Origin of the sequence: Halorubrum sp. CGM4_25_10-8A (genome assembly GCF_005435025.1) — an archaeon.
Lineage (GTDB): Archaea > Halobacteriota > Halobacteria > Halobacteriales > Haloferacaceae > Halorubrum > Halorubrum ezzemoulense.
In genome coordinates this window covers 78681-99778 of sequence record NZ_SGTX01000004.1, presented here as the reverse complement: position 1 = coordinate 99778, position 21098 = coordinate 78681, and the positions used below count along the sequence as shown (strand labels likewise).

19 protein-coding genes and 2 pseudogenes are annotated in these 21098 nt (G+C 58.5%); 6 read left to right on the top strand and 15 right to left on the bottom strand.

The genetic code is table 11. The annotated features are described in order from the left end of the window. Nucleotides 1-172: 172 nt before the first annotated feature. Nucleotides 173-427: pseudogene (locus tag EXE52_RS06435) on the top strand (hypothetical protein); the annotation flags it as partial. 15 nt (nt 428-442) lie between these two features. Here EXE52_RS06435 and EXE52_RS06430 read toward each other — a convergent pair. From EXE52_RS06430 to EXE52_RS06405, 6 genes and pseudogenes are all read right to left on the bottom strand, one after another. After that, entirely contained in the window at nt 443-1351 is a 909-nt protein-coding gene (locus tag EXE52_RS06430; RefSeq protein WP_137703564.1) for a hypothetical protein, read from the bottom strand. A 409-nt stretch (nt 1352-1760) separates the two neighbouring features. Then, nucleotides 1761-3002 carry an RNA-guided endonuclease TnpB family protein gene (locus tag EXE52_RS06425; RefSeq protein ID WP_049933324.1) on the bottom strand — a complete coding sequence of 414 codons (1242 nt, stop codon included), beginning with the start codon at nt 3000-3002 and terminating at the stop codon, nt 1761-1763. 9 nt (nt 3003-3011) lie between these two features. Continuing rightward, nucleotides 3012-3152: a DUF2080 family transposase-associated protein gene (locus tag EXE52_RS06420; protein ID WP_121600587.1), complete on the bottom strand. Its 141-nt coding sequence runs from the start codon at nt 3150-3152 to the stop codon at nt 3012-3014. A 170-nt stretch (nt 3153-3322) separates the two neighbouring features. Continuing rightward, a pseudogene (locus tag EXE52_RS06415) lies at nt 3323-3499 on the bottom strand (twitching motility protein PilT); the annotation flags it as partial. Beyond that, nucleotides 3496-3864, bottom strand: a complete 369-nt coding sequence (locus EXE52_RS06410) for a UPF0175 family protein (protein WP_137703563.1) — start codon at nt 3862-3864, stop codon at nt 3496-3498. The pseudogene EXE52_RS06415 and the gene EXE52_RS06410, both read right to left, overlap by 4 nt. 286 nt (nt 3865-4150) lie before the next feature. After that, the gene (locus tag EXE52_RS06405; RefSeq protein ID WP_137703562.1) at nt 4151-5431 is read right to left on the bottom strand and encodes an RNA-guided endonuclease TnpB family protein; all 1281 of its coding nucleotides are present in this window, start codon (nt 5429-5431) and stop codon (nt 4151-4153) included. A gap of 867 nt (nt 5432-6298) precedes the next feature. Between EXE52_RS06405 and EXE52_RS06400 the strand changes: the two genes are divergently transcribed. After that, nucleotides 6299-8476 carry a hypothetical protein gene (locus EXE52_RS06400; protein ID WP_158413991.1) on the top strand — a complete coding sequence of 726 codons (2178 nt, stop codon included), beginning with the start codon at nt 6299-6301 and terminating at the stop codon, nt 8474-8476. After that, nucleotides 8473-10716, top strand: coding sequence for a hypothetical protein (locus EXE52_RS06395; protein ID WP_137703560.1), 2244 nt, complete (start codon nt 8473-8475; stop codon nt 10714-10716). Before EXE52_RS06400 ends, EXE52_RS06395 begins: the two co-directional genes overlap by 4 nt. Before the next feature lie 303 nt (nt 10717-11019). On the opposite strand, the gene EXE52_RS06390 is transcribed toward EXE52_RS06395, so the two are convergent. Beyond that, complete coding sequence (locus EXE52_RS06390) at nt 11020-11424, bottom strand: helix-turn-helix domain-containing protein (RefSeq protein ID WP_137703559.1); 405 nt, start codon at nt 11422-11424, stop codon at nt 11020-11022. A gap of 346 nt (nt 11425-11770) precedes the next feature. Between EXE52_RS06390 and EXE52_RS18705 the strand changes: the two genes are divergently transcribed. After that, nucleotides 11771-11908, top strand: a complete 138-nt coding sequence (locus EXE52_RS18705) for a hypothetical protein (protein WP_241988209.1) — start codon at nt 11771-11773, stop codon at nt 11906-11908. 245 nt (nt 11909-12153) lie between these two features. Here EXE52_RS18705 and EXE52_RS06380 read toward each other — a convergent pair whose 3' ends face one another. After that, nucleotides 12154-12555 carry a PIN domain-containing protein gene (locus EXE52_RS06380; protein WP_049933317.1) on the bottom strand — a complete coding sequence of 134 codons (402 nt, stop codon included), beginning with the start codon at nt 12553-12555 and terminating at the stop codon, nt 12154-12156. After that, on the bottom strand, nt 12555-12824 hold the full coding sequence (locus EXE52_RS06375; RefSeq protein WP_080508717.1) for an AbrB/MazE/SpoVT family DNA-binding domain-containing protein: 270 nt from the start codon (nt 12822-12824) through the stop codon (nt 12555-12557). Before EXE52_RS06375 ends, EXE52_RS06380 begins: the two co-directional genes overlap by 1 nt. 263 nt (nt 12825-13087) lie before the next feature. Here EXE52_RS06375 and EXE52_RS06370 point away from each other — a divergent pair, with 263 nt between their 5' ends. Beyond that, nucleotides 13088-14347 carry an RNA-guided endonuclease TnpB family protein gene (locus EXE52_RS06370; protein WP_137703602.1) on the top strand — a complete coding sequence of 420 codons (1260 nt, stop codon included), beginning with the start codon at nt 13088-13090 and terminating at the stop codon, nt 14345-14347. Between the two features lie 138 nt (nt 14348-14485). Here the strand turns inward: EXE52_RS06370 and EXE52_RS06365 are convergent, their stop codons facing one another. The 5 genes from EXE52_RS06365 to EXE52_RS06345 form a co-directional block, all read right to left on the bottom strand. Continuing rightward, on the bottom strand, nt 14486-15136 hold the full coding sequence (locus EXE52_RS06365; RefSeq protein WP_137703558.1) for a restriction endonuclease: 651 nt from the start codon (nt 15134-15136) through the stop codon (nt 14486-14488). Next, nucleotides 15129-15386, bottom strand: coding sequence for a hypothetical protein (locus EXE52_RS06360; RefSeq protein WP_049933263.1), 258 nt, complete (start codon nt 15384-15386; stop codon nt 15129-15131). Before EXE52_RS06360 ends, EXE52_RS06365 begins: the two co-directional genes overlap by 8 nt. Continuing rightward, nucleotides 15383-18271: a helix-turn-helix transcriptional regulator gene (locus EXE52_RS06355; protein WP_137703557.1), complete on the bottom strand. Its 2889-nt coding sequence runs from the start codon at nt 18269-18271 to the stop codon at nt 15383-15385. Before EXE52_RS06355 ends, EXE52_RS06360 begins: the two co-directional genes overlap by 4 nt. 92 nt (nt 18272-18363) lie before the next feature. Then, on the bottom strand, nt 18364-18834 hold the full coding sequence (locus tag EXE52_RS06350; protein ID WP_137703556.1) for a hypothetical protein: 471 nt from the start codon (nt 18832-18834) through the stop codon (nt 18364-18366). Next, nucleotides 18834-19157 carry a helix-turn-helix transcriptional regulator gene (locus EXE52_RS06345; protein WP_137703555.1) on the bottom strand — a complete coding sequence of 108 codons (324 nt, stop codon included), beginning with the start codon at nt 19155-19157 and terminating at the stop codon, nt 18834-18836. The genes EXE52_RS06350 and EXE52_RS06345 overlap by 1 nt, the downstream gene beginning before the upstream one ends. Nucleotides 19158-19533: 376 nt before the next feature. Between EXE52_RS06345 and EXE52_RS06340 the strand changes: the two genes are divergently transcribed. Then, entirely contained in the window at nt 19534-19854 is a 321-nt protein-coding gene (locus EXE52_RS06340; protein ID WP_080508703.1) for a winged helix-turn-helix domain-containing protein, read from the top strand. 126 nt (nt 19855-19980) lie between these two features. On the opposite strand, the gene EXE52_RS06335 is transcribed toward EXE52_RS06340, so the two are convergent. Beyond that, nucleotides 19981-21030, bottom strand: coding sequence for a hypothetical protein (locus tag EXE52_RS06335; protein ID WP_137703554.1), 1050 nt, complete (start codon nt 21028-21030; stop codon nt 19981-19983). Nucleotides 21031-21098 lie beyond the last annotated feature (68 nt).

Below are 21098 nucleotides of genomic sequence, written 5' to 3'. Positions count from 1 at the left end.
GTTCAGACAAAAAGTACTCTGGGGCCACGGTGGGTTCATATCGAACGCTCACCTTGATCTACGGGAACCACCACGGTTTCTGCAAAGCGCGTCGTGGAAGCAGGAAGCCCTACCCTCAACGAACGAGCCGCGTCAGCGGCGAGTGAGTAGGGTAGGGTAGGGTAGTTCACACAACGTCGCTGCCGACCATCTCTTGCGGATCGCGAATGCGCCACGTATCGAAGAGTACCTGCTCAACGTGCTGAAGCACGGAGAGAATACAGGTGAAGCCGAGTATGAGGCAACGGACAGCGATGTCGAATGCTGGATTCACGCCGACGTCTCCTACCAGAGTTACGCCTTCGGTGTCGGAGACAGCGTGTTCGAGTTCTCCGGCGTACCGATCAAAAGCGAAATCGCGTCGACTGTCACGCAACTTCAGTCGTAGGCTGTGGACTCTCGTTCAGGGATCGAAGTGGTAGATGTAGGGGTACTCAGCCTTCCCAGCGGGCATGATTTCTTCGAGTAGCTCGCGAACCTCGGATTCGGAGGGAGCACTGGTGATGATTCGATCGTCGTAGATTGCTACATAGGCTTTGTTGAGTCCCAACTCGCGCAGTTCGCGACCCAAGCTGCGGGCTCGAGCCTTCCCCATCTCCTGATGGTAAATCTGCTCCAGTTCGTCGGTTTTCTCCCGCAACTGCTCGATCTCCGACGCGTATCGCTCTCGGTTGCGCTTGTTCTTCATGTAGAAGCGCAACTCCTCGGCGTCCGTCTTTTCGGCTTCCTCGGGAACTGGAAACGAGTCGATGATGCCGAAGCGATGTTTGGCCTCTTCGTACCCGTCGTCGATGTCAGTGCTGAGCGAGCCCCCGAATATGATGTTCTTAACCCCGATCCACCCATCGTAGACGATCTGATCCTCAAATGGCAACAGGACGACACTCGAAACCGGGACTGGAAGTGCAGATTCATCCCACACTTCGACGAACGGCAGCCGAGCCGGGCGGACTGCATATGCCTTCGGCGGTTCTGTCCAATCGAGGAAGATCGCGTCGTCTTCGCGATAGCGGACGACGACAAACTCTCCGGTGATGAAGTCAGTCCATGCTGCGACCTGCTCGAGATCAGCCTCCGACAGGTCAGCAGGGTTCTGGTCAACGAAGTCCTCTATCAGGTCCGTCGTTGACTCGTTGTACAGCGTGTTTCGGAGCGGGAGAAGCTCGTCAGTGTAGTGCTGTTCGAGGTCAGCGACCGTTTCGATCTCTTCGATGACATCGAATCGATCGTTGACATACATCAAGAGGTGGGCGTACAGATCAAGAAACCGTTGTTCGCTCTCTTCGGACAGCCGTCTGTCGGCTTCACTCATTGTTGACATTCTCTCCGCCCTGAAGGGTGAAGATTCCCACGGCCCCGCACCGCTGGGTTGGGGTGTTTACGGTTTGTAGCTGTCCCGATGACGGCTACTGGCTGTGCCAATCAGCCGTTACTCCTATCCCGGCATGGGATTCAGAGGTACTTCGTACTGTACCCGAACACTACAACAGAAAGGGGTACTTTCTGTGTGTGTGGTCGGGAATCCCAATATTGTCCGATTAAGTGGGCGGGTGGACCGCCTCGGATGATTATTAATACGACGACCACTCAGTTAAAACACCCAGCCAGAAGTTCGTGGCTGCTGTAGAGAATTGTCGGATTCATCCCCGCGCTGAAGCGCGAGGCTTTCTCCTTGATTCTCCGTAAAAGACGTGTTCATGGTCACAGTGAACTACCCCACCCTACTCGCTCACGGCTGACGCCGTTCGCTCCTTGAGGGTGGGGCTTCCTGCTTCCACGACGCGCTTTGCAGACACGGATGTATCCGCAGGGAGCGCAGTCTCCACAGGCGTTGATTCGGAGTGAACCACTCCTACTTCTTCAAGACCACGAGAAAGAATATTCCACGCCGCATTCGCGTCCCGATCCGCTTCAAACCCGCAGGAAGGACAAGAGTGTTCACGAACCCACAGCGGTTTCTCGGTTTTCACGCCACAGGACGCACACTCTTGGGTCGTGTCTTTCGGGTCGACCTCTACAAAGTGCGTGCCTTCACGGTCGCATTTGTATTCGAGCATCCGCTTGAACGTCCCCCACGCCGCCGACGCCCGGTTTCGAGAGTTGCCCGGTAGTTCAACCAACCCTTTCGCGTCCAAGCTCTCGACGGCCACCAAGTCGTACTCGGTGGCGTAGTAGTTCGACAGCTTGTGCAAGAAATCACGTCGCTTCCGTTTTAGATCGGCATGGCGTTGGGCAACGACTTTCCGTTGTTTCTCCCAGTTGTTCGACCCATGTTCTTTCCGTGAGAGGTCGCGCTGGGCGCGTTCCAACTGTTCGCGTTCGTCGGACAAGTCAAGTGACCCGACAGCAGTGCCATCGGTATCGTGGGCGTATTTGAGTATCCCAACGTCGATCCCAACACATCGCTCGGGGCCGGTTGGTTTCTCCGGTGTCTGTTTGCCGTCGACAGCGAATGAGGCGAACCACTCACCTGTCGGCTCTTTCTTGATCGTGACTTCTTTGATCGTCACGTCGTCGGGGATCACTCGGTGGTTCACGATTGGAATATCCGCGAGTTTCGACAGTGACAGTACAGGCTGGCCGTTCTTACTATCGAACTCGAAACCAGACTGTACGTAAGTGAAACTACGGAAGTCCTGTGGGGCTTTCCAGTTGAGACTACCGACGTTGTAGCCCCGCTCTTTCAGTTCGGAGAGAGCTTTGATGCTGTCCTCAATTCGCATGACAGCCGCCTGTGCGACTGTCGAGTACAGATCGTTCAGTTCCTCCCACCACTCTTTGAGGTCGGTGAGTTGATCCCGAACCTGCCGCACTCGTTGGTTGAGTGTCCCCGCCGAGTCTGGGATTTGCTCAAATTTGTTGAGTGCGTGGTTGTAGAGTTGCCTACAGGTGTCACGGTGGTAATCCAGTTGCTCACGCTGTTCGGGCGTGGGATTGAGTCGGAACCTATAGGCGTAGTACATTGGGAGTAGCTATTCGTCGGGATCAGACGTTCGGACGATTTTCACGTCTGCGCCACGCCACTGTTTCGGAACGAGAACGTGTGCGCCGTTTCCGGTGGCTTTCACCTCGCCTTCGATGACTTCGTGGCCTTCGATTTCGTGTCTATCCATCACCTGTATTTATACATTGTTTCAACGTAAGTGTGTCGGTACGTGGGGCATGGAGTAGTGATACAGAGCAGTGTATGTGAGGCGATGACGGCGGTGTATCCCCTCCCTACTGCGCTACTCGGCCTCCGGCCTGCGTTGCTCCTTGAGGAAGGGGCTTACCGCCTGTATTCAGCTAACTGGAGATATGGGTGGTCATCAACACCGTGCTCGAGCTCCTCGCGAACAACTGGGACCGTACAGATTCCAGAGAGGTTAGCAACTACCCACAGCTGGTCGATGTAGGCGAAATTCGAGAGGTCAGTCGTGTTCAGGACGCTCGGGTTCGCTGGAATATCGTCGCTTGTCATTTAGTAGGTGAATACTCATCAGACGAGTCATCCTCATCAAATTCGAGTTCACTTGCTGTCTCTACCTCGTAGGCCGCGTCGTCTTCGTCAATGAGCCCGAGGCGGAGTTCAACGCCGTGCTCACGGAGGATGTCACGCATCGTCCAGCGGTCGACAGCAGCAAGTCTCGCTGCATCACCGAGCGTGATCCGCTCACGTTCGTAGAGGGCCACCGCAGCTGCAATACGTTCGTTCTCGTGGTCCTCGAAGTATTCACGCACGAACTCTCGCAATGCATCGCTCTTGCCACCAAACACACCAGCCTCAACAGCACCCTCGATGAGGAGGTCAAGGTCGTCTGGATAGGAGCCGGTGATTCGTGCCATCGTTCTATGCCAGACTACGTCTTCATACTATTTATGAACTGCGTCAGAATCCCATATGTATTGAGAAGGCTAGTCTCAACTTCTGTTATCGTGGGGCTCCGTCCTGAATCCCTCTCTCACCAGCCCCCCTAATTCTACACTACTTATTCTTATTATCAGTCGGATTGTGGTCAGCATAACTCGGCGCCTGCTGTCGATTTGGACTACTAATAACCGTCACCTTGACATCCTCCCCGCGCTGAAGCGCGAGGATTCCCACGGCACCGCTGGGTTGGGATATTGTGGTTTACGACGTTACCTGTTCTTGAGGTGTAAACGCACCAGTTTCCTTGTCAAACAAGAACGTCGATGGCTGTGCCAACCAGCCGTTACTCCTATCACCGCCATCCGTGGCGGGACTTGGAGATACTTTCTGCCGAATGTTCTCAGCACCGTTCACGTCCGCGTTCGCCACAGTCCCGCACTCATCGCAGACATACAGTCCGCGTTCAACACGGTTTGCGTCACGCTTGCGACCACAGCACGAACACGACTTCGACGTGTCCTCCTCGGAGACTTCCTCGACGGTGATACCTTCCATTTCGGCTTTGTATTCGAGAAGGTCTGTGAACCGGTCGAACGCCCACGAGTGTAAGTCGAGGTTGCCGTGTTTGCCCCAGTTTTTCGACTCGTCAGAGTCATCCTCTTCGCGGATTCCCGAGAGATCTCCCACTACGATCGTTCCAACGCCTTGCTCAACACACCGTTCAACAATGTGTTTCGAGAGCGTATGGAAATAGTGGGTACGACGAGCTGATTTCTTCTGGTTCAGCAGGGTGGCCTGCTCAGAGTTCGAGTCGTCACACCGGGCAATCCGCTTGCTGAAGTAGTAGTCGTCCTGCTTCAGACAGTTCAGCGGATACAGTTCGCTGTGGCCGTCTTCATAGGCAAGCGCGGCAAAGTTGTTGATCCCGAGATCAACGCCCACCGCCTTCTCACCGGGGGCTTCAGCCACCTCTACTTCAACCTTACAGACGAAGTGTAGTTCCCATTTCTCACCTGTCCAAACTGCCCGAACCTGTTGGACGTTCTCGACGGTCGAAAGATCAACGTCGGGGCGAGTCTGGTACTCACAGAGGATGAAGTCCGACCAATACTCCTTGAGGTTCGATCCTTTTGAGAGTCGAACGCGGTTGTACTGGGTGTCGAGTTTGAAGCCAGCGGATTTGAACGTGACTGTGGAACGCGGGTGTTCGTCACCGTGTTTACGGTAACCGGGCGGGTTCGCTCTCGTGTCTCCGTTACGTCGTTTGCCGTACCAGCCGTTGAACGCTTCAGCGAGTTCTTGAAGGACTCGCTGACTTGACTGCGAATGCAGGTCAGCATAGCGTTCGTGGGTTTTGAGGTACGTGGTGAGTTCGGTGTGGTTCGGGATGTGATCGATTTCGTCCCAGATCCGGCTACATGTCCACCGTCCGACGTTCCAGAGTTTCGAGGCGGCGAACCCGAGCGAATCAAGGTCGTCTTGCACCCGCGACTGGTTCCGTATGGAAGCAGTATAGGTGCGGGTAACGACCTGTTTCGCCATATGTAACCCATGTAGATATACTTACTTGAAGGTGTGTATTTGCTCAGCGTGGAATATCCAGCCGTACCATCGAACGGTGGAGTGTGAAGTGTAGTGTCGGATTCATCCCCGCGCTAAAGCGCGAGGCTTTCTCCTCGATTCTCCGTAATTGGGTCTCTATCACCGACACACCAACCCAGAGTTGCCTGGGTATTATCACAATCAATATTCTCAACCGGCCGTTTATACTGTGGTATTGAAGATCGCCTGATTACACGATATGTTGCGACGACGACGAGTTGTGGTGCCGGTGTGGTGCCGGTGGGCGGCCGGATCCACGCTCGGGAGCGAGCGGGTACCCGTTCCTGTCGACGAGCAGTACCGTCGGGCTCGCTACCAGCCGCCGGACGGATCCCGACTGTCACAGGTGTGCCCTCAGGCGTCCGTTCGACGCGACGGTGTACAGGAGACGCCGCCAGCCCGAACGACAACGAGAGCGAGCCAGAGAGCGCGGTCACCTGCGGCGTGGCGACACGCTGGCTGTCGCACCCTGATACGGCAAGTGGCTCGACGGCGGCGCACCGGGTCACCGCCGTGGGGGGCCTGGACACGTCCCGAACGCGCTCGTCGATCGCGTCGACGACGTCCGGGCGACGCTCGGGAGCGACAGGCGTCGCGACGCCGGTGGCCACCAGGACAGCCCCGAGCGAGTTCCGGCACCCGACAGGTCCCGTGGCCAGCAGCGACCAGGCAGCGCGCTCAGTTGGCGACAGGTGACCAGTGCTGAGCGTATCACAGACACCTGCCGAGACCGACGCCCAGTGGGTCCGACTGATTCCGCCCGGCGTCACCGATCCAGCTGCGCGGATTGCCGATTCGATGGGGGGCATGTTGGCACAGGCAATCGGGACGATCGTCAGCGCTGCCCCGCCGAATCTTCGGGCTATCGATATCCTGTGTTACCGGGGAATCGCTCACGAGGAGTATCTCCTGCGGGCGTGTCCAGCTCCAGACAGCCGTCGCGGGTCGGCACTCCCGATTCCCTCGGACCCAGAGATTGAGACGACTTCTGCCAGCGTTCAGGATGTCGATACGCTTACCGTGCGGTTTGGGGCGTGGCTCGCAGACCAACTCATTGATCGGATCGGTGTCGAAATCGTCACCTGCGATCCGACGCCGCTCGGCCGGACGCAGACACTCACGACCCGGTTGGTGACCGATTCGGAGACACCGATCGCAGTCGACCGAGCCGGGTCACAGAGTCATCTGGCGACGTATCTTGACGAGCTCATCGAACAGTCGGTCCCCCACGTTGCGCGCACGATTGTTGCGCCGGCTGGGTCGGGCACCTACCACGTCGAACAACAGGTTGGCCATGTCACCCCGCAGGCACGCACGCTCCAGCGGCGCGACCTCGCACGCCACAGTACGCAAAACACTGGGCCGTCGCTTGCCGCGCAGTACGACGCCGACGCGATCACGTCGACGTGGGAGCTGTTGACCGAGGCTAAGTGGGAACCCAGCACGCCACGCAGCCACTCACCGTGTCAGCCGACGCTTCACCGCCAGCCTAGGACTGGTGCGGCTGCGGGCACGTTGGTTGATCTTTGTACCCAACAGCTGGAGTATCAGCGATTGCTCGGGACGCTTGGGGATCCACAGTCGCTTGCCCAACAGTACGACACCCTCGCGTATTCACCGACACTCGAAGTTGAAGCTGCGTCACTGACGAGCATGCTGGGGCTCGTCTGGGGGTATGACACACCGGCGTGGGAGACCCAACACGACTTCGATCGCCGGCCCCCGATCCTTGAGTCGCTCGCGCTGCTTCGATCGGCTCCTGGGACCGATGAAACGGCTGGGCATAACCCACGGGTTCCGGCTGGTGATCAGTCGTCGTCCAACTTTTGGACCCCGGCGTCGGCGACGGTCGCTGACTGGCCGCTGCCGTCGCCGGGATCCGGAGCGGTGGGGCCGGCAGCGTCAGCCGTGACACGGCGGGCGATCAAGTGTCTTCGTGAGTACGGCGACTCACTGTCGATGACTGCGACGTCTGGTGTTGATACGCCGTGGGCCACCGCTGTGCGGCGCCCGCCAGACGGCGACGCGAGTATTCTTGTGGTTGATGACGATGGGTCTGTCCCGCCGGGCGAACTTATTGCGTCCGCCTCGCATGGTGTCGCAACGCATGCGATAACGGTCGTCACCGAGACGCAGGCCGCCGCCGAACGGGCGGCCGCAATCTTGCGAGAACCGTTCGTTGGGACAGCCGACACGGAAACGATCCTGTACCCACGGACGGCCCGTCATTGGATCACGTCGGGACACGTTGCTGTTGTGCCTCGCGAGATGCCGCTTCAGTGGACGATTGATCCAGATGGAACGGTTCGGTTGTACGCTGCCGATGCGTGTCTCGCCAGTGGAACTGTCTGGGGGGAGCCGCTCCGACCGACAGTGCCGTCCGATGATCCCTCCACCCCGCTGCGATGGGTCGCCCCAGAGTCGCCGCCGGTTGTGCGGACGACCGATGGCGTGGCTCGCGATCAGTACGACACGCCAGCTGCGCTCGCTGACGAGTACCGGTCGATCCAGCTCCCGGCGGTCCCCGCCCGGCGCTGGTGGAGTCCACGCGCGACGTGTCTCTCAGTTGGCCCAGCTGGCCCGTCAGTGGTCGATCCACGCCGGCGGTTCGGGAGACACGAAGAGTCACTCGAAACGGCTCTCGAAGCGTTCGTCACCACGTACACGTGTCAGGCCGAAACAACGCTGACAGCGTCGACGATCGCCACTGCGTGCCGCCGCTTGTTGTGCCCACAGTCGGTCACCGTGGTGTCACACATGGAGCTGAAACGGTTGGTGACAGACCTCTCACGCCGGACGACAGGGCCGACTCACACCGAATCAGCGCTCATGGAGCCCGAGACGGTGACGCTCACCCAACGTGGGTGGATCTACCCGGACACGACAGCGGACCGGCCGGCCGCCCCGTTTGCTGACGCGACGGCGGCCGGGACGCCGACAGCATCGCTTGCAGAGAGCCTTGCGGTTGCCCCTGACTACAAATGACAGACCCAACTGACACGGACGATGTAAAGATTTACTCACAGTGGCCCCGCGTCGGCTGTCTCCGGTTGCGGCCACCGGAACGCGACGATGGGACGCCACCGGCGCAGAGTCATCCCCTTGCGTCGGTGATCCGATCGGCGTTTTCAAACACCAAACTCCGGCGGCTTGAGTTGTTGTCATGGCCGGCAGCACCGCATCAAGAATGGGTGCTTCACCCGATTGATTCGACGGTCCAAGCCCAACCAGACGAAGACGATGATCTTGATGACCCCAATCAGACGCAGGTTGGCCAATTTGGCACTCCAACATCGGTGACTCACGACGAAGCGAGCGCGGCGACTGGGGCGCTTGAATCGGCGTGTAAAGAGCAGCTTGTCAAGCCGTATGGGTACGGCTACGACCGGTGTGCTGTCGATCTGTCACCGCTTGAAGGAACCATTCGGCCGACGTGTCGGCTTGCGGTTCGGGAAAGTCCCGATCTGCTCCCGCTAGCACAGCGGAATCCACACGGTGTCGTTGAGCTCATCAGCGATCTCAACGACCAAGATGTTCCTTATCTGCTACAGACAATTATTTCGCGGGGCGGAAAACAATCTGATTTCGAACTCTCACAGCGGCTTGCCGTTTATCGGCCCAACTACGGACTTGCCACCGAACACGATTTCGCCAAACATCTCGATACTGGTGAGCGAGTCGATCTTAGCACGTACTATGACGACCAAACGAATCGGATTCGCTCAAACTTTGATCTCGACGCAACACGGTATTTCGATATCGACACCTCCGGCGATCGCTACGAGGCCGTCTCACGGCACAAACATGATGTCGAAATCATCCGTGCAGCACGACGTGTGCTTGCCGGGCGCAAAGATTGTCACGACCTGTACGCCGGGTATCACGACACCGACAAAGAACTCGAGAACCTCTATCAGTATGCCAACTACTACACGAAGATCCCAGTTGATAAGCGAACAGTGCGAGCGTTCGTTGCGCTCGTGTCTGACTCGATCGAGTACTCTCCGTGGGAGAACGTCGGCTACATCGATCCACCCAAGCTGATCACGAATCCCGTCGTCGTACCAACAACTGCGGGCGAGACAGCGGATCCGGAGGGCGCTTCGCCCGAAAACGTCACCCAGTACGACGACGAGCAGTCGGTCAGACTGGCCACTCGTGGGTCAGCGGAACATCAGCTCAACGAGGACTGGGTTATGGACTACTTTGCGGACGCTGGCTGGACGGTCAAGCAACTCGATACTGAGGCAACCGAGTCTGTGCCTGATATCTGGATACAAAAAGACGAGATCGAGTACTTCGTTGAAGTCGAAGAAAAAAACACCGATCAACCAGCAAATGTATTGACAAACGCAGCACGCGCCGCGCATTATGATATGGAGGTCATTTTTGTTGCCAAAAATAAATCCAAAGCGCAATCGATCGCCAAAATGCTTCGAGAGCCCGTCACCGACACCGACGTTCATAATGGCGCGCAGCTGTACACGATGTCGGACGAGCTGACGCTTACTGACGGGAGTAAACCGGTGTTGCCACCGGATGTCGAGTCATCCCAGTGGTATCTAAGGTATCAGGAGCCACCGGAAGCCGAAGACGAGGACGATACTGATATCAAAGCACGTTCGCCATCACAGATCGAGCCGGAACTCCGGCTTGAGACACCGGATGGGGAGGTGCTTGCCGCTGGGTCCGTTGACGAGAGCGTCGCAACATGGGAGTTTGAAGATCTCCTCTGCGAATCGGATCCGAGTGCTGCCGACCGGAGCAATGTTCATGGACCGTTTGTCCCAACGCAACTTGCGTACTTAGCCCGGAGTAGCCTTCGGTATCGTAACGGCGACCAACTCGAGCGGCTTGATCCAAATGAGTACCCTGCTAATTGGAATCAAAGCGACGCGGCTGGCAAACGTGAACGGTACAAGAATGCCTACGAAACATTTGTTGACCGATACACTGTCGCTGTCGACTACAGCGAGATTGAAAAGCCCGACTTTATCAAGCCGATGAACGAGCGGATCTACAAACCGCAGACGTCACGCAAAGCCCCCGGTATGCGTGAGTCTGGCCGGGCGCTCTGGCAGTTCGCTGAGCGTAAATCTCGTGACAACAATGCCCTTGATCTGATCAAAAACCGGACGTGGCGGTGGCCCCACGATGTGACCTCGCCGGATATGCCATTTGTTGGTCACTCAACTGTGTTGTCCGAACTCGGCCTTGAGGAGTGACTGGCTGCTACCGGGGAGGCGTGTAGTTCGAGGGATTCTAGCATTATTATTGCGCTAGGTGGTATCGTATATAGCGCTTAGGGCATAAAATACGAATGCTTGCTTAGTGAGATCCCTTTCAAATGGATATCTTTGACTTCGGGAGTGTACTGTGTCTGGTATTTGTTGGCGCTCGTCCCGATACACATAATCGTACAGTCGGTTGCGCCGAACGGGTGCGTGTCGTGCGCTAAAATGACAGCCGGGCGGTCTGCGTGTGCGTCCGTCGGATCGCGAACCCAACAGACTGTTCCAGATGGGTGCCTACTCATGTTGGAGGTCTGCTTCGAGCTCGTCGAGTTCGGCCTCCAAGTCTGCGTCGTCCGGCTCTTCTGCCGGTGTCATCGCTTCGGGGTCGGGGTCGTCCGTGTCTCGGTGGTGCCCAAACAGTCGATTCACCTGATCCAGATTTCTGACGTACCGGTGGAGGTCATCACGCTCGGGAAGCGCATGGTAATACCCATCTTCGGTTTTACCCACGTATTCCTCGTCATAGAGCCGAGCAAGCGTTGTTGTGGCTGTCCCTCGCGGAATGCCGAGGTCCTCATCGAGATCTTTCGGAGAGAATCCCCATTCGGGGTTTCGGTACAGGTGTGCGACGATGTTTGACTTCGTGGTGCCCGGTCGAAGATCGAGTTCTGGGTCGTGGTTTTCGAGGTAGACGGGCATACTGTACCAGCCTGTAGTAGCGTGTAGTATATAGTAGTTTCTCAACTTGTGTCCTATGTGCGACTCTTCGGTTTCGAGTTCCGTTAGTTGACAGAAAGCATTTATTATGCCCCTCGAGTCAAGTTAGCATGAACGCTCGAGCGTTGGTCGGAAAGCCACGCACTTGGTGAGACGGTCCGTGCGACCGCCCTTCCAGGGCCGTAGCGGGCTGTTCGCCGGTGTGTGTCTTTCCATGAACGACGCCGAACTCCTCCGTCGAGAACTGCGCGGTGCTCGCGAAGAACTGGTCCGCAAACGCGCACGACAGTCAGACGACCTGCCAACATCGGAGAGTCAACTTCCGTTGATGCCAGAGCGGGACGCGGCGTTCCTTCGTCTCGCCCTGATGAGCGTCGACGACCTCGAAACGCACATCGATCGACTCGAACGCGATCTCGCTGATCTCGAAGACGGTATCGATCGCCCGGATACGGAGCGCGAATAGACGCCTCGAACGCACATGAACCTCACCGACGGGTAGCCCGAGTACCGAGGAGGTACACTGTCAGTTCTCCACGAGTGAACTACCCTCCTAGTCGCTCACGGGTGAGGCCGTTCGTTCCTTGAGGGAAGGAGTTCCTAATTCGACAACGCGCTTTGTGAACCGCCTCGTCATCCTCGAGGCCCATCGTACTGTAGCGTGGGTGCTAGTCGTCTCGGCCATTGGTGTGGGTCAGGGACTTGAGCCGCTCAGACACCGTCTTCGCGAAATCGCTTCACGGTCACGTCCACGTCGTCGAAATCGTCGTCAGCACCTGTGTAGGCTGTCGCCTCTTCCATCGCTGCTGTGGCTAGCGTAAAGGCGTCTCCGAGTGCGACGTTGTAGTCGCGCTTGTAATCGGCGGCTGATTCCCAGACGTCTTCGGCGGTAACGATATCGCACCAGTTTCGAATCCGAGTTACGTATGCTTGCGCTGTCTGTGGGTCGTCTCGTCCGCAGACGTACCGCACTTCGGTACACGTCACCGTGTTCACTGACCCCTTCAGCTGGCCGCCTTCCACGCGGTCAATAATCGCTTCGACGGCATCACTCCCAGGCTCGTCCCAGTAGTAGGCAATCAGCGGTTCCGCGTCGAATACGACGTGATCCATTAATTGTCTCGCTCGAGGCGTTGACTTCGCTCCTTGTCGGCCTTCCGCTCCTCACGAAGGATGGCCGTTCCGCACTCTGCCGTGGTTGCGGCTCCACGGAAGTCTTGGAGGCTGGGGAGGGGTTCAACGACAATCTCTCCTTGCTCGTTTTCGTGAATGCGAACCCTGCTTCCCGGTTCGATTCCATGCTTCTCCCGGAGCTCTTTGGGAATCGTCGCTTGGCCTTTCTGACTCAGGTTCACGATTCGGCCTTCGTCAGTTGTACTCATTATAGTATTACTATTCGATGTACTACCTTGAAGCTTTTCCCAGTCGCTCTGATAGAGATACGAGCGCATACCCCCGCCTTGCCGTGAGTGACGAGTGTTCCGACACTCTGTCGGAACCGAGGAACGAACAGGCGGGGGTCGAGCGGACATCATAGTGTGACAACCCACTGTTCTATTGTAGTGCCGGATTTCCCACGGATTCACTTCCACTCCGGATGGCTGGGATATATATCTGCCACAACCAAAATCTTCGTACGGTGACGATGGGCGAACTCACGAAAACCCTCGAACTGAAGCTTGTGGACCCGAACCTCCATAAGCGACAGAAACTTCGTGAGACACGCGATGCCTATCAACGGGCGCTTCAGGCCGCCTTTGACACTGGTTGTGACACGCAGTCAGCAACCAACGATGTGGTTGTCGAGTACGACCTGAGCGGCTACGCGAAAAATGCCCTCAAGAAGTACGTCCCACAACTCTGTGGGAACAGTTACGACGCCAACGAGATCCACGACGACCACCCAGTGCGGTTCACAAACGAGGGCCTACAACTCGACCACCAGCCACAGAACGCTATCGAGTGGTACGCCAAAGTCCCGCACCACGAGGATTACCACCTCTGGATACCAGCACGCGCCAATCCCGACCAGCGGGATTGGCTTGAAGCGCTAAACGCAGACGACGCCGAGATGGGTGAAAGTCGGCTGTTCGAGCGGGATGGAACGTGGTACCTCCACATCACCGCTACCCGCGACGTGGAGGACGAATCTGAGGCGTCCGCCGATAAGCGGACACCGGTTGGTGTGGACATCGGAGAAGCGAGCCTCGTCACGGTGTGTCACCGCGACGGCTCCGGTTCTCCGGTTCGCCCCCGCCTGTGGGCCGCCGACGGCAAAGCCGTTCGTCGGCTCCGAAAAACCCACTTCACCGCCACAAGACGGCTTCAGAAGCGTGGTAGTGAGCGAATCGCAGACTCGTTCGGTGACGCACTGTGGGACCAGATTGACGACGTTTTTCACCGTGTGACCAGCGAGGTCGTGGACTACGCCGAGTCCGTCGACAACCCAGTGTTAGTGCTGGAAGACCTGAGGTACATCCGCGAGAACATGGACTATGGCGAGTACATGAATCGGCGGTTGCACGGGTGGGGCTTTGCCAAGCTCCACGCACAGATTCGCTACAAAGCTACCGAGAAGGGGATTCCCGTCGAGACGGTGAATCCCCGGAACACGTCGAAGGCATGTCACGCCTGCGGTGAACACGGTTACCGGCCACGACAGGCGACGTTTAGATGCTCGAACGGCGGCTGTTGGGTCGGTGAGTATCAAGCCGACGTGAACGGGGCGATAAACATTGCAGACCGCTACCGTAGTGGAGAGAGTCACCGCCAAAGCGACTGGGCTTCCCGGCAGAAGGCTGGTGCCGATGACTCGGCTACGGATGGGGCCTCTTTGACCGGGCCACAAGACAGCCAAGCCGATGCTGAAACCCAGCAGACGACGCTTGGAACGTATGCGTCTTGAAACCAACAGGCCGCTTCGCTCGGCCTGAAATCCCGTGGTGGGATTCCCGCGTCTTCAGGCGCGGGAGGAGGTCAAGACATAAAACGCAGGTGGGACCTCCGCAGTCTTGTGCGGGTGAGATCCCCCCAGCGCTCGTTTCTAGCCGAACTCGTAGTCAGTGTCGCGAGCGTCGACATACTCGCCGTTGCCCGTCCGATCGGGCACATAACACGGCCCGTGATTCGGCCCGTTAAACACCGGCGCCTCAATATCCAGCCCGCTTCGACGGTGGACTAACAGTGGCAACCGGTCACGCATCTCTTGGATGCGCGGTTCCCGCTGTGCGTGGAGCGTGCCACCCGGCGGCCGGCGTTCGGTGAGCGGCGGGAGCCGGTCCTTGAAGAGATCCTGTTCGGTCAGAATCCGCACGTCGAGGCGCTGTGCCAACTGCCATGCGCTCGCCGTGACGCGGCGGGCGACGGCGAGTACGGGCAGTGCTCGCGCGAGAGCGGCCCGGAGCGCGACGGCTTCGACAGCGTCCCGCTGGACCGGCACTTGATGCCAGTCTTTACATTCGACGACGAGGAAGTCGGTCGGCTCCCCACGCAGTCTGTCCCGGCGGGCGATCACGTCGGTTTCGAGCCCAAAACAGTACTCGTTGCGGGCAGTTCTGTACCCCCACCGATCGAGTGCGTCAGCGACCTGGGTTTCGAGCCACCGGCCGTTGGTTGGATCGTGATCTGGGTCTTCGCTGTCGGGCGTGCCGACCGTGTCGATGTCCGCCGTGAGATCGAGGGTGTTGTTACTCATTGGTTGGATCCTCAAGGGTGTCTGCGGCGGCTGCGCGCTCGGCTGCTTGTTCGAGTGCGGTCGCGACTGTTTGGGCTTCGCTCGGCGTGAGCACGGCGTAGGTGACTTCGTGATCATCACCGAAGCCGAGGAGGACACGCGAGCCCTCGGTGACTTCGGTGCGGTCGGTGCTAACTTGGATGGACCCATCTGTCGCTGTCGGGCGGTTGTATCTGATGACGGTCTCCAGATCGAGTGATTGGTCACTCATTGGTTGGTCCTCGTGAGCGAGCGCTGTGGCTGTTGGTGTGACGTTGCGACTGCTGTCGTCGGGTAGGCTGTGGCTGCCATTGTCTCGTTGGCGGGGGTGTCTCGGCTGTCTGGTGGGTACTTGTCGGTTCGGTGCGACTGCGGGCATTCGTGGCGCAGATTCATCGGATACGTGGTGTGTGGGGTGGCCCCGTTCGGGGTGGTGATACGCAGCGTGGGTTGGGGGTGGTGGCGTCCCCGCTTGGTCTCGATCGGGTGCTGTTGCCCGGTTGGTCGAAGCGGGTCGCGATGCGTCACCAGCGGTATTGTCGTACCCCTGTTTGGTGGGAGCCACGCCGTCACGGGTGGCGTTCGCGACGTGAGTGTGGCTGTGGTCGTCCACCGGCGATGGCCATCTATCTGGACGGGACGAACGCGATCGAGTTCGCGAACGTCACTCAGTCGGCGATCATAGCTGCTCGCGGAGATGTCTGCGCGGTCGAGGAGCTCGCTGCGGCCGAGCGGCGTGTCGGCCCGCAGTAGGGCGGCGTACAGCTTCGTCGCCGTCGGCGTGAGATCCGGCCGGAAGCGCTCGGGTGGGAGCGTGGCCGCCGCGCGTTCGACGTCGGCAGGGGTTGGGTTGGGTGACTCGTTCAGCGCTCGCTGAAGGCTCACCACGACATCGTACGGACACGCTCCGTGGGTGTCCGCCGGGCCAAACGAGCGGAGACAGAGCCGCACGAGCCGCTGGCGCTCGCGGGGTGTCCACTGTACATCGTGGGTCATCGCAACGTCGTCGATTACCCGCCGGATGGCGGGGTAGGTCGTGCCGTCTCTGACGGGAATCGTGAGGGTGGGTGCGTCTTCAGTTCCGTCGGCGATCGCCTCGCGGACCGTCGTGAGTTCCGCACGGAGCGCTGCGGCAATGTCGTCGTGGAGTGCGGTGATTGTCGGCCCGGTAAGCACCCACGACATCGTGAGATCGAGTTCGGCGTTGGGCTCCACGTCGTAGGGAAGCCGCCGGCACAGCTTTGCGGGGCGCTCTTCGAACAGCATCCGATACCCTGAATGGATCCCGTAGACAGACTGTTTGGGAACAGTCTTGCTGAGAAACTCACAGAGATTCTCGAGTCGGGTGGGTTTCCGCGCAACTGCGTCGGTATCCGGGAGTCTGATCGTAGCGGTGAGATCGATACCCGCCGCGTGGTACAGGTGGGTCGCCGACGCGACGAGCCCGTGGAGGGCTTCGAAGAGCTCGCTCCGAGCGGCCGTGTCGTCGCTGTCCGTAAGCGCCGCGAGTCGGGCAAGCTGCGTGTCGCGAACCGTTTCGACGCGCTGACGCCACGCCGTGTAGGTCGTTTCGTCCTCGCTGAACCACCCGACTTGATGGCCGCGACGAAGCGTTTGCCCCGGATCGCGGTCGGTGACGCCGTCGTGGATCGCGGTGAAGTCGCGACCGACTCGCGATGGGGTGAGGATCTTACTCAGCGCTTTGTCGCTGAGTAAGGCAGCCGCGAGACGTCCCAACGTGACCAGGGGGCCACCCCACTGGCTGACAACGAGCGCCGTCTCGGCGTGGTGGCTCAGATAGGTGACCCGACCGTCGTCGAACGGGGCTGGCTGATCGTCGACGAGCGTGATGCCCGTCTCGTGGGCTGGAACGGTGAAGCGCCGGTGAACCGACTGCGTCTCGGGGGATTCCTCGGGGCCGGTCAGCCACTGGACGTAGTCGGCGTCGCCATCCGGATCACCCGTCGTTGCGATCCATTCATCGATCCCGGTCGGGGTGGTTCCCGGCTGGCCCTCCCGGCGGGAAGACACTGTACTTGTAGCGTCGTGAGGGGTGTCAGTAAGACGGGTATCCAGCTGGCGCTGGTTCGGATGGATGAGTTCGTCGTTGGCGTCGAGACACTGGGTAACCGCCGTGTCGCCACGTTCGGAGAGCGAGACTGTGTTGTGCTGGCCGCGACGGTCGACCGTGACGAGGCCACGATCTTCGAGATCGAGCACGTACCGGCTGACGGTTCCCGTCTCGATATCGATCGCGTGATCCTGTTCGAGATCGCGGTAGCTCCGCTCTCGATCGGTGTCGAGATTCCCGAGGAGACGCCGTTTCCCCGGTGTGCTGGCGAGCCCACCGAGTGCCGCCCACGCGGGGTGGATGTCGTCCGTGGGCGCTGGTTGGCTTGGAGTGCGGCGGTGATTTCGGTGGGACCGATCCCGGTCGCCAGTAAGACCGAGGTGGGTCTCACTCCACGCTGGGTACCGACGGGTCAGTTCACGCTGGAGCGCCGGCGACGCGACGACGCGCACGTCGAACCCATCGGCCAGGACGGCGATCGCCGCAAGCGCTCGGACGCCAGTCCGTCGGTCCGTCAGGTCCGTCCACGTCTCTCCGTCGAGGAACAGTGTGAGCGTCTGTGGGTGATCGTCGAGTTCTCGGTGAAGTACGACTGGTCCCTTCGCGAGCGCGCCAAGATCTCCGTTGACCGGCCCGCGTCCCGTCCCAACGGACTCGACCGTGTCGGTGAGGTCGGCGTACCGTCGCCGGTGGTACGCAGAGCGGGACTCAGGATCTTCTTCGGCGTACGTGAGCGCAAGCGTCGCGATGGCGTGCGTGTAGCTGACCGCCTCGGCGGTGTCGTCACCCCACGTGTCCGTTGTGGTGTTCCACTCCGGGAGCGTCGTCGAGAGGATCGCTGCGCTGGCTCGAAACGGCTTCTCGGTGGTGGCGTGGCGGCGGACGGTCCGCTGACTCCGTGGACGGAGCTTCGTGAGCAGCTCCGGTACCCACTCGGTCAGCCGCGGCGAGACCGCTGTACAGACGATCCCGGCAGCGGACGCCTTCGAGTCGCTGGCGATGAGCCGCACCCCGCGCTCAGGGGCCGCTGGGTGGCGTGCCGTCACCAGCGATCACCGTACCGTCTGTCGCCAGCGACACTGGTGAGCCCCTGGCGGCGACCCATTCCCGATGCCCGGATCTATCCCGGTGATCCGCATCACTCGCCTCGCTCTGGATGTCCGCCGTCTGATCGAGCGCGCTCCCGAACCGCGATCAGGAGCGGTGTCGGGTCCCGCTGTCTCGTCTGTTCGGGCTCGCGTTCTGTTGGAGCGTCCGGACGGACGTGTGGGTCGGCCGTCGTCGTCGGACTCGTGACGACGACAGTCGGATCGAGCAGGACGTACGCTGTCGACTGGGTACGGGCGTCCGCACACGTTCCGATGTGGCCGGTGACGACGTGTTCGCGAACGCCGCGCGTGAAGATGGTCGGATGCGTGTGGTAATCGGCCTCGCACATGATGTAGCCGATCTCGTACGCCGGCTCGCCCGCCGCCCGGTAGGCGTAGGCGGTGATGTCGTCGCCCTCACGGACGGTCTGTCCGCAGACCTGACACGCGAGATACTCCGTGTTGAGGGGGATGCGTGCGAGTCGGCGGGTGTCCCTGATTAGCGGCTGGTTGCTGGCCATCAGCTGTGCTCCTCGCTCGTAGTGTCACCACGATGGCCGGCTTGCCATGCTTGGCGGCCGGACAGCGCGCGGCGACCGTGTTCGGTGAGGCGGTACTCGGCGGTTCGCTTATGATGTGTCCGCTTGGCGATAAGATCAGACTCGACGAGCGCATCGAGGGTCTGGGCGAGGCGGCCGTGGTCGAGATCCTCGCCGTAGTAGTCGTCGAGTTCTGTTTTCAGTGAACGTTCGTTGTGAGTGTTATCGTGCGAGAGTGCCCACAGGAGATCGCGCTGGAACGCGGTACAGTCTGCGAGGTCGTTGACGACGGTGTCTTCGTTCATGCGTCGCCCTCCGCGCAGTTGCGACAGACAGCAACGCCGCGCTTGGCGTCGACGCCCTCAGCCGGCGCTGGACAGAGCGCGCAGGAGCCGTCGGTGTATCTGTTCGATTCGTCGGTCGTCTCGCAGGGCTTAAGCCCTACAGTTGCCACTATTAGCATGGTTCTGTGATACGGCACAGAACCCGTCCCGGCTGGGTGCTGGAACACCGCAGCCGGGGGTTCTACACTTTCTCGCGAGCCAAGGGTTCGTCACTCGGGCTCTGTGGATACACTGTGTATAGCTAATAACTTATAGTTTATCTATTTGCTAAGAGATTTTTTACCTGTAATTATATTGTTTACCAGCATAATAGATACCTACGTGTCCATGGGTAGGTATGAGATATTCTGGTGAATGGATGGTTCTCGTGGATGATCGTATCCTCGAGTATCTTCATAAAAATGAGACAGGTTCTCCGAGGAAGATGAAGAACGATGGACCAATAAGGTATTCTGATGCATATATCGGTAGACGATGTAAGCGTCTCGCTGAAGAGGGCTTGGTACAACACCTAGGAAATGCCGTGTATACAATCACAGAAGATGGTGAAGCATATCTTGACGGCCGTCTAGATACTGAAGACTGGCACTACAATGATGAGCAGAAGGCGGGTGGCTCTACAGAACCGAATGAAGATTCTGCCAACAACTACTCGTGAAACTGGAACCTCCTACCCGGTATCTCACAGTGGATAATGTGTTGTGGATCTCAACTGTTGGCGTTAACACCGTAGTTCAATAGAACAAACCTGATCTACTTTTCTTCGCTATCCACTGAGAACTAGTTACAACGCCGTTTGGACCGTGATCTGGAGTAGTTGTGGGAGCAATACGCTGATCGCAATTTGGCTCCACATTGTGAACGTTGCCGGATAAACACGTGTGTCTCGCACTTCTTTCAGCCGCCGTCGCGCATCGTCCAATTTGTCTTGATCGACAACTTTTGAGTTGTTAATATCGTACGGATTCTCAATTGCTTGATGGAGTTCTGTCTCCAGTTCGCGAATTCGTCGCTCCTTCTTTTTCGACATGAGCTGGTGGATTGTGTACATCGAATAGCCAATCGAGAGAAGGCCAACAAACCACGCTGTCGAAAAGAAAACCAACTCAAACAGGCCGGGCACGTAGCCGTCCACCGAAAGCAGTACTGGCCCGTAGACGAGGAGAAAGAATAAGATCAGTCCAGCCGTATAAATATAGTACGACCGCTTCAGGAGCTGGCCAACCGCAGCAAACCCACCCATGTTGCGCGGATCATAAAAGAACAGATTGAATTCGGTCTTTTTGATCCGACGTGGCAATAAGAAGTGAATCCCGTAGTAGGTGAACGCAAACTCAATGATGACCGGGAGGAATACAAACTCCCACGTAAAGAGAAAATTTATTGCTGTCACTTGGTTTGGAACTCCGACGTTGAGAATAGTATTCGCGTATAGCACCAAAACGGCGCAGAGATAGATGATGACCTTTGTTCGCCAACTAAATATCCGCTGAAATTGGTTGATGTCGGCCGTATCAACACGGTCCTGTGCTCGGAGCGCGGCAAGTGCCTCCTCGTAACCGCTCGACATATACCGGACCCCATAGACTCCCAAGAATACGGCTGCATACCCGGCAGCGGTGTTTGGGGTCTCAATCAGGATGTGGGTCCCGCCGGTAGCGTGTACGTAGACCTGGAGGACTGCCAGATCAAGTACACTGAACGCCCCAACGAATAGATACGGTGGGTAGATATCCCGCCCAGGGAGTGCTGTTGAGAGACGTGAAAAGCCACACAACGCTGCGATATATTCGATGAGATTTTTCTCATCTTTAGCTTCAAAATTCCCTGACATGGTGAGGTCGTGACGTACGTACGGCTTAGTTCTATTGTTGACTCTTATTTTGTCATGAGAACGCGGTG

Excerpts from the sequence above, each read along its gene's own strand:
- EXE52_RS06380 (WP_049933317.1), bottom strand. The coding sequence starts at position 12,555 with ATGGATCACGTCGTATTCGACGCGGAACCGCTGATTGCCTACTACTGG.
- EXE52_RS06400 (WP_158413991.1), top strand. The coding sequence starts at position 6,299 with ATGTTGGCACAGGCAATCGGGACGATCGTCAGCGCTGCCCCGCCGAAT.
- EXE52_RS06340 (WP_080508703.1), top strand. The coding sequence starts at position 19,534 with ATGAGATATTCTGGTGAATGGATGGTTCTCGTGGATGATCGTATCCTC.
- EXE52_RS06335 (WP_137703554.1), bottom strand. The coding sequence starts at position 21,030 with ATGTCAGGGAATTTTGAAGCTAAAGATGAGAAAAATCTCATCGAATAT.
- EXE52_RS18705 (WP_241988209.1), top strand. The coding sequence starts at position 11,771 with ATGCCAGAGCGGGACGCGGCGTTCCTTCGTCTCGCCCTGATGAGCGTC.
- EXE52_RS06370 (WP_137703602.1), top strand. The coding sequence starts at position 13,088 with ATGGGCGAACTCACGAAAACCCTCGAACTGAAGCTTGTGGACCCGAAC.
- EXE52_RS06350 (WP_137703556.1), bottom strand. The coding sequence starts at position 18,834 with ATGGCCAGCAACCAGCCGCTAATCAGGGACACCCGCCGACTCGCACGC.
- EXE52_RS06345 (WP_137703555.1), bottom strand. The coding sequence starts at position 19,157 with ATGAACGAAGACACCGTCGTCAACGACCTCGCAGACTGTACCGCGTTC.
- EXE52_RS06430 (WP_137703564.1), bottom strand. The coding sequence starts at position 1,351 with ATGAGTGAAGCCGACAGACGGCTGTCCGAAGAGAGCGAACAACGGTTT.
- EXE52_RS06405 (WP_137703562.1), bottom strand. The coding sequence starts at position 5,431 with ATGGCGAAACAGGTCGTTACCCGCACCTATACTGCTTCCATACGGAAC.
- EXE52_RS06420 (WP_121600587.1), bottom strand. The coding sequence starts at position 3,152 with ATGGATAGACACGAAATCGAAGGCCACGAAGTCATCGAAGGCGAGGTG.
- EXE52_RS06410 (WP_137703563.1), bottom strand. The coding sequence starts at position 3,864 with ATGGCACGAATCACCGGCTCCTATCCAGACGACCTTGACCTCCTCATC.
- EXE52_RS06375 (WP_080508717.1), bottom strand. The coding sequence starts at position 12,824 with ATGAGTACAACTGACGAAGGCCGAATCGTGAACCTGAGTCAGAAAGGC.
- EXE52_RS06365 (WP_137703558.1), bottom strand. The coding sequence starts at position 15,136 with ATGAGTAACAACACCCTCGATCTCACGGCGGACATCGACACGGTCGGC.
- EXE52_RS06425 (WP_049933324.1), bottom strand. The coding sequence starts at position 3,002 with ATGTACTACGCCTATAGGTTCCGACTCAATCCCACGCCCGAACAGCGT.
- EXE52_RS06395 (WP_137703560.1), top strand. The coding sequence starts at position 8,473 with ATGACAGACCCAACTGACACGGACGATGTAAAGATTTACTCACAGTGG.
- EXE52_RS06390 (WP_137703559.1), bottom strand. The coding sequence starts at position 11,424 with ATGCCCGTCTACCTCGAAAACCACGACCCAGAACTCGATCTTCGACCG.
- EXE52_RS06360 (WP_049933263.1), bottom strand. The coding sequence starts at position 15,386 with ATGAGTGACCAATCACTCGATCTGGAGACCGTCATCAGATACAACCGC.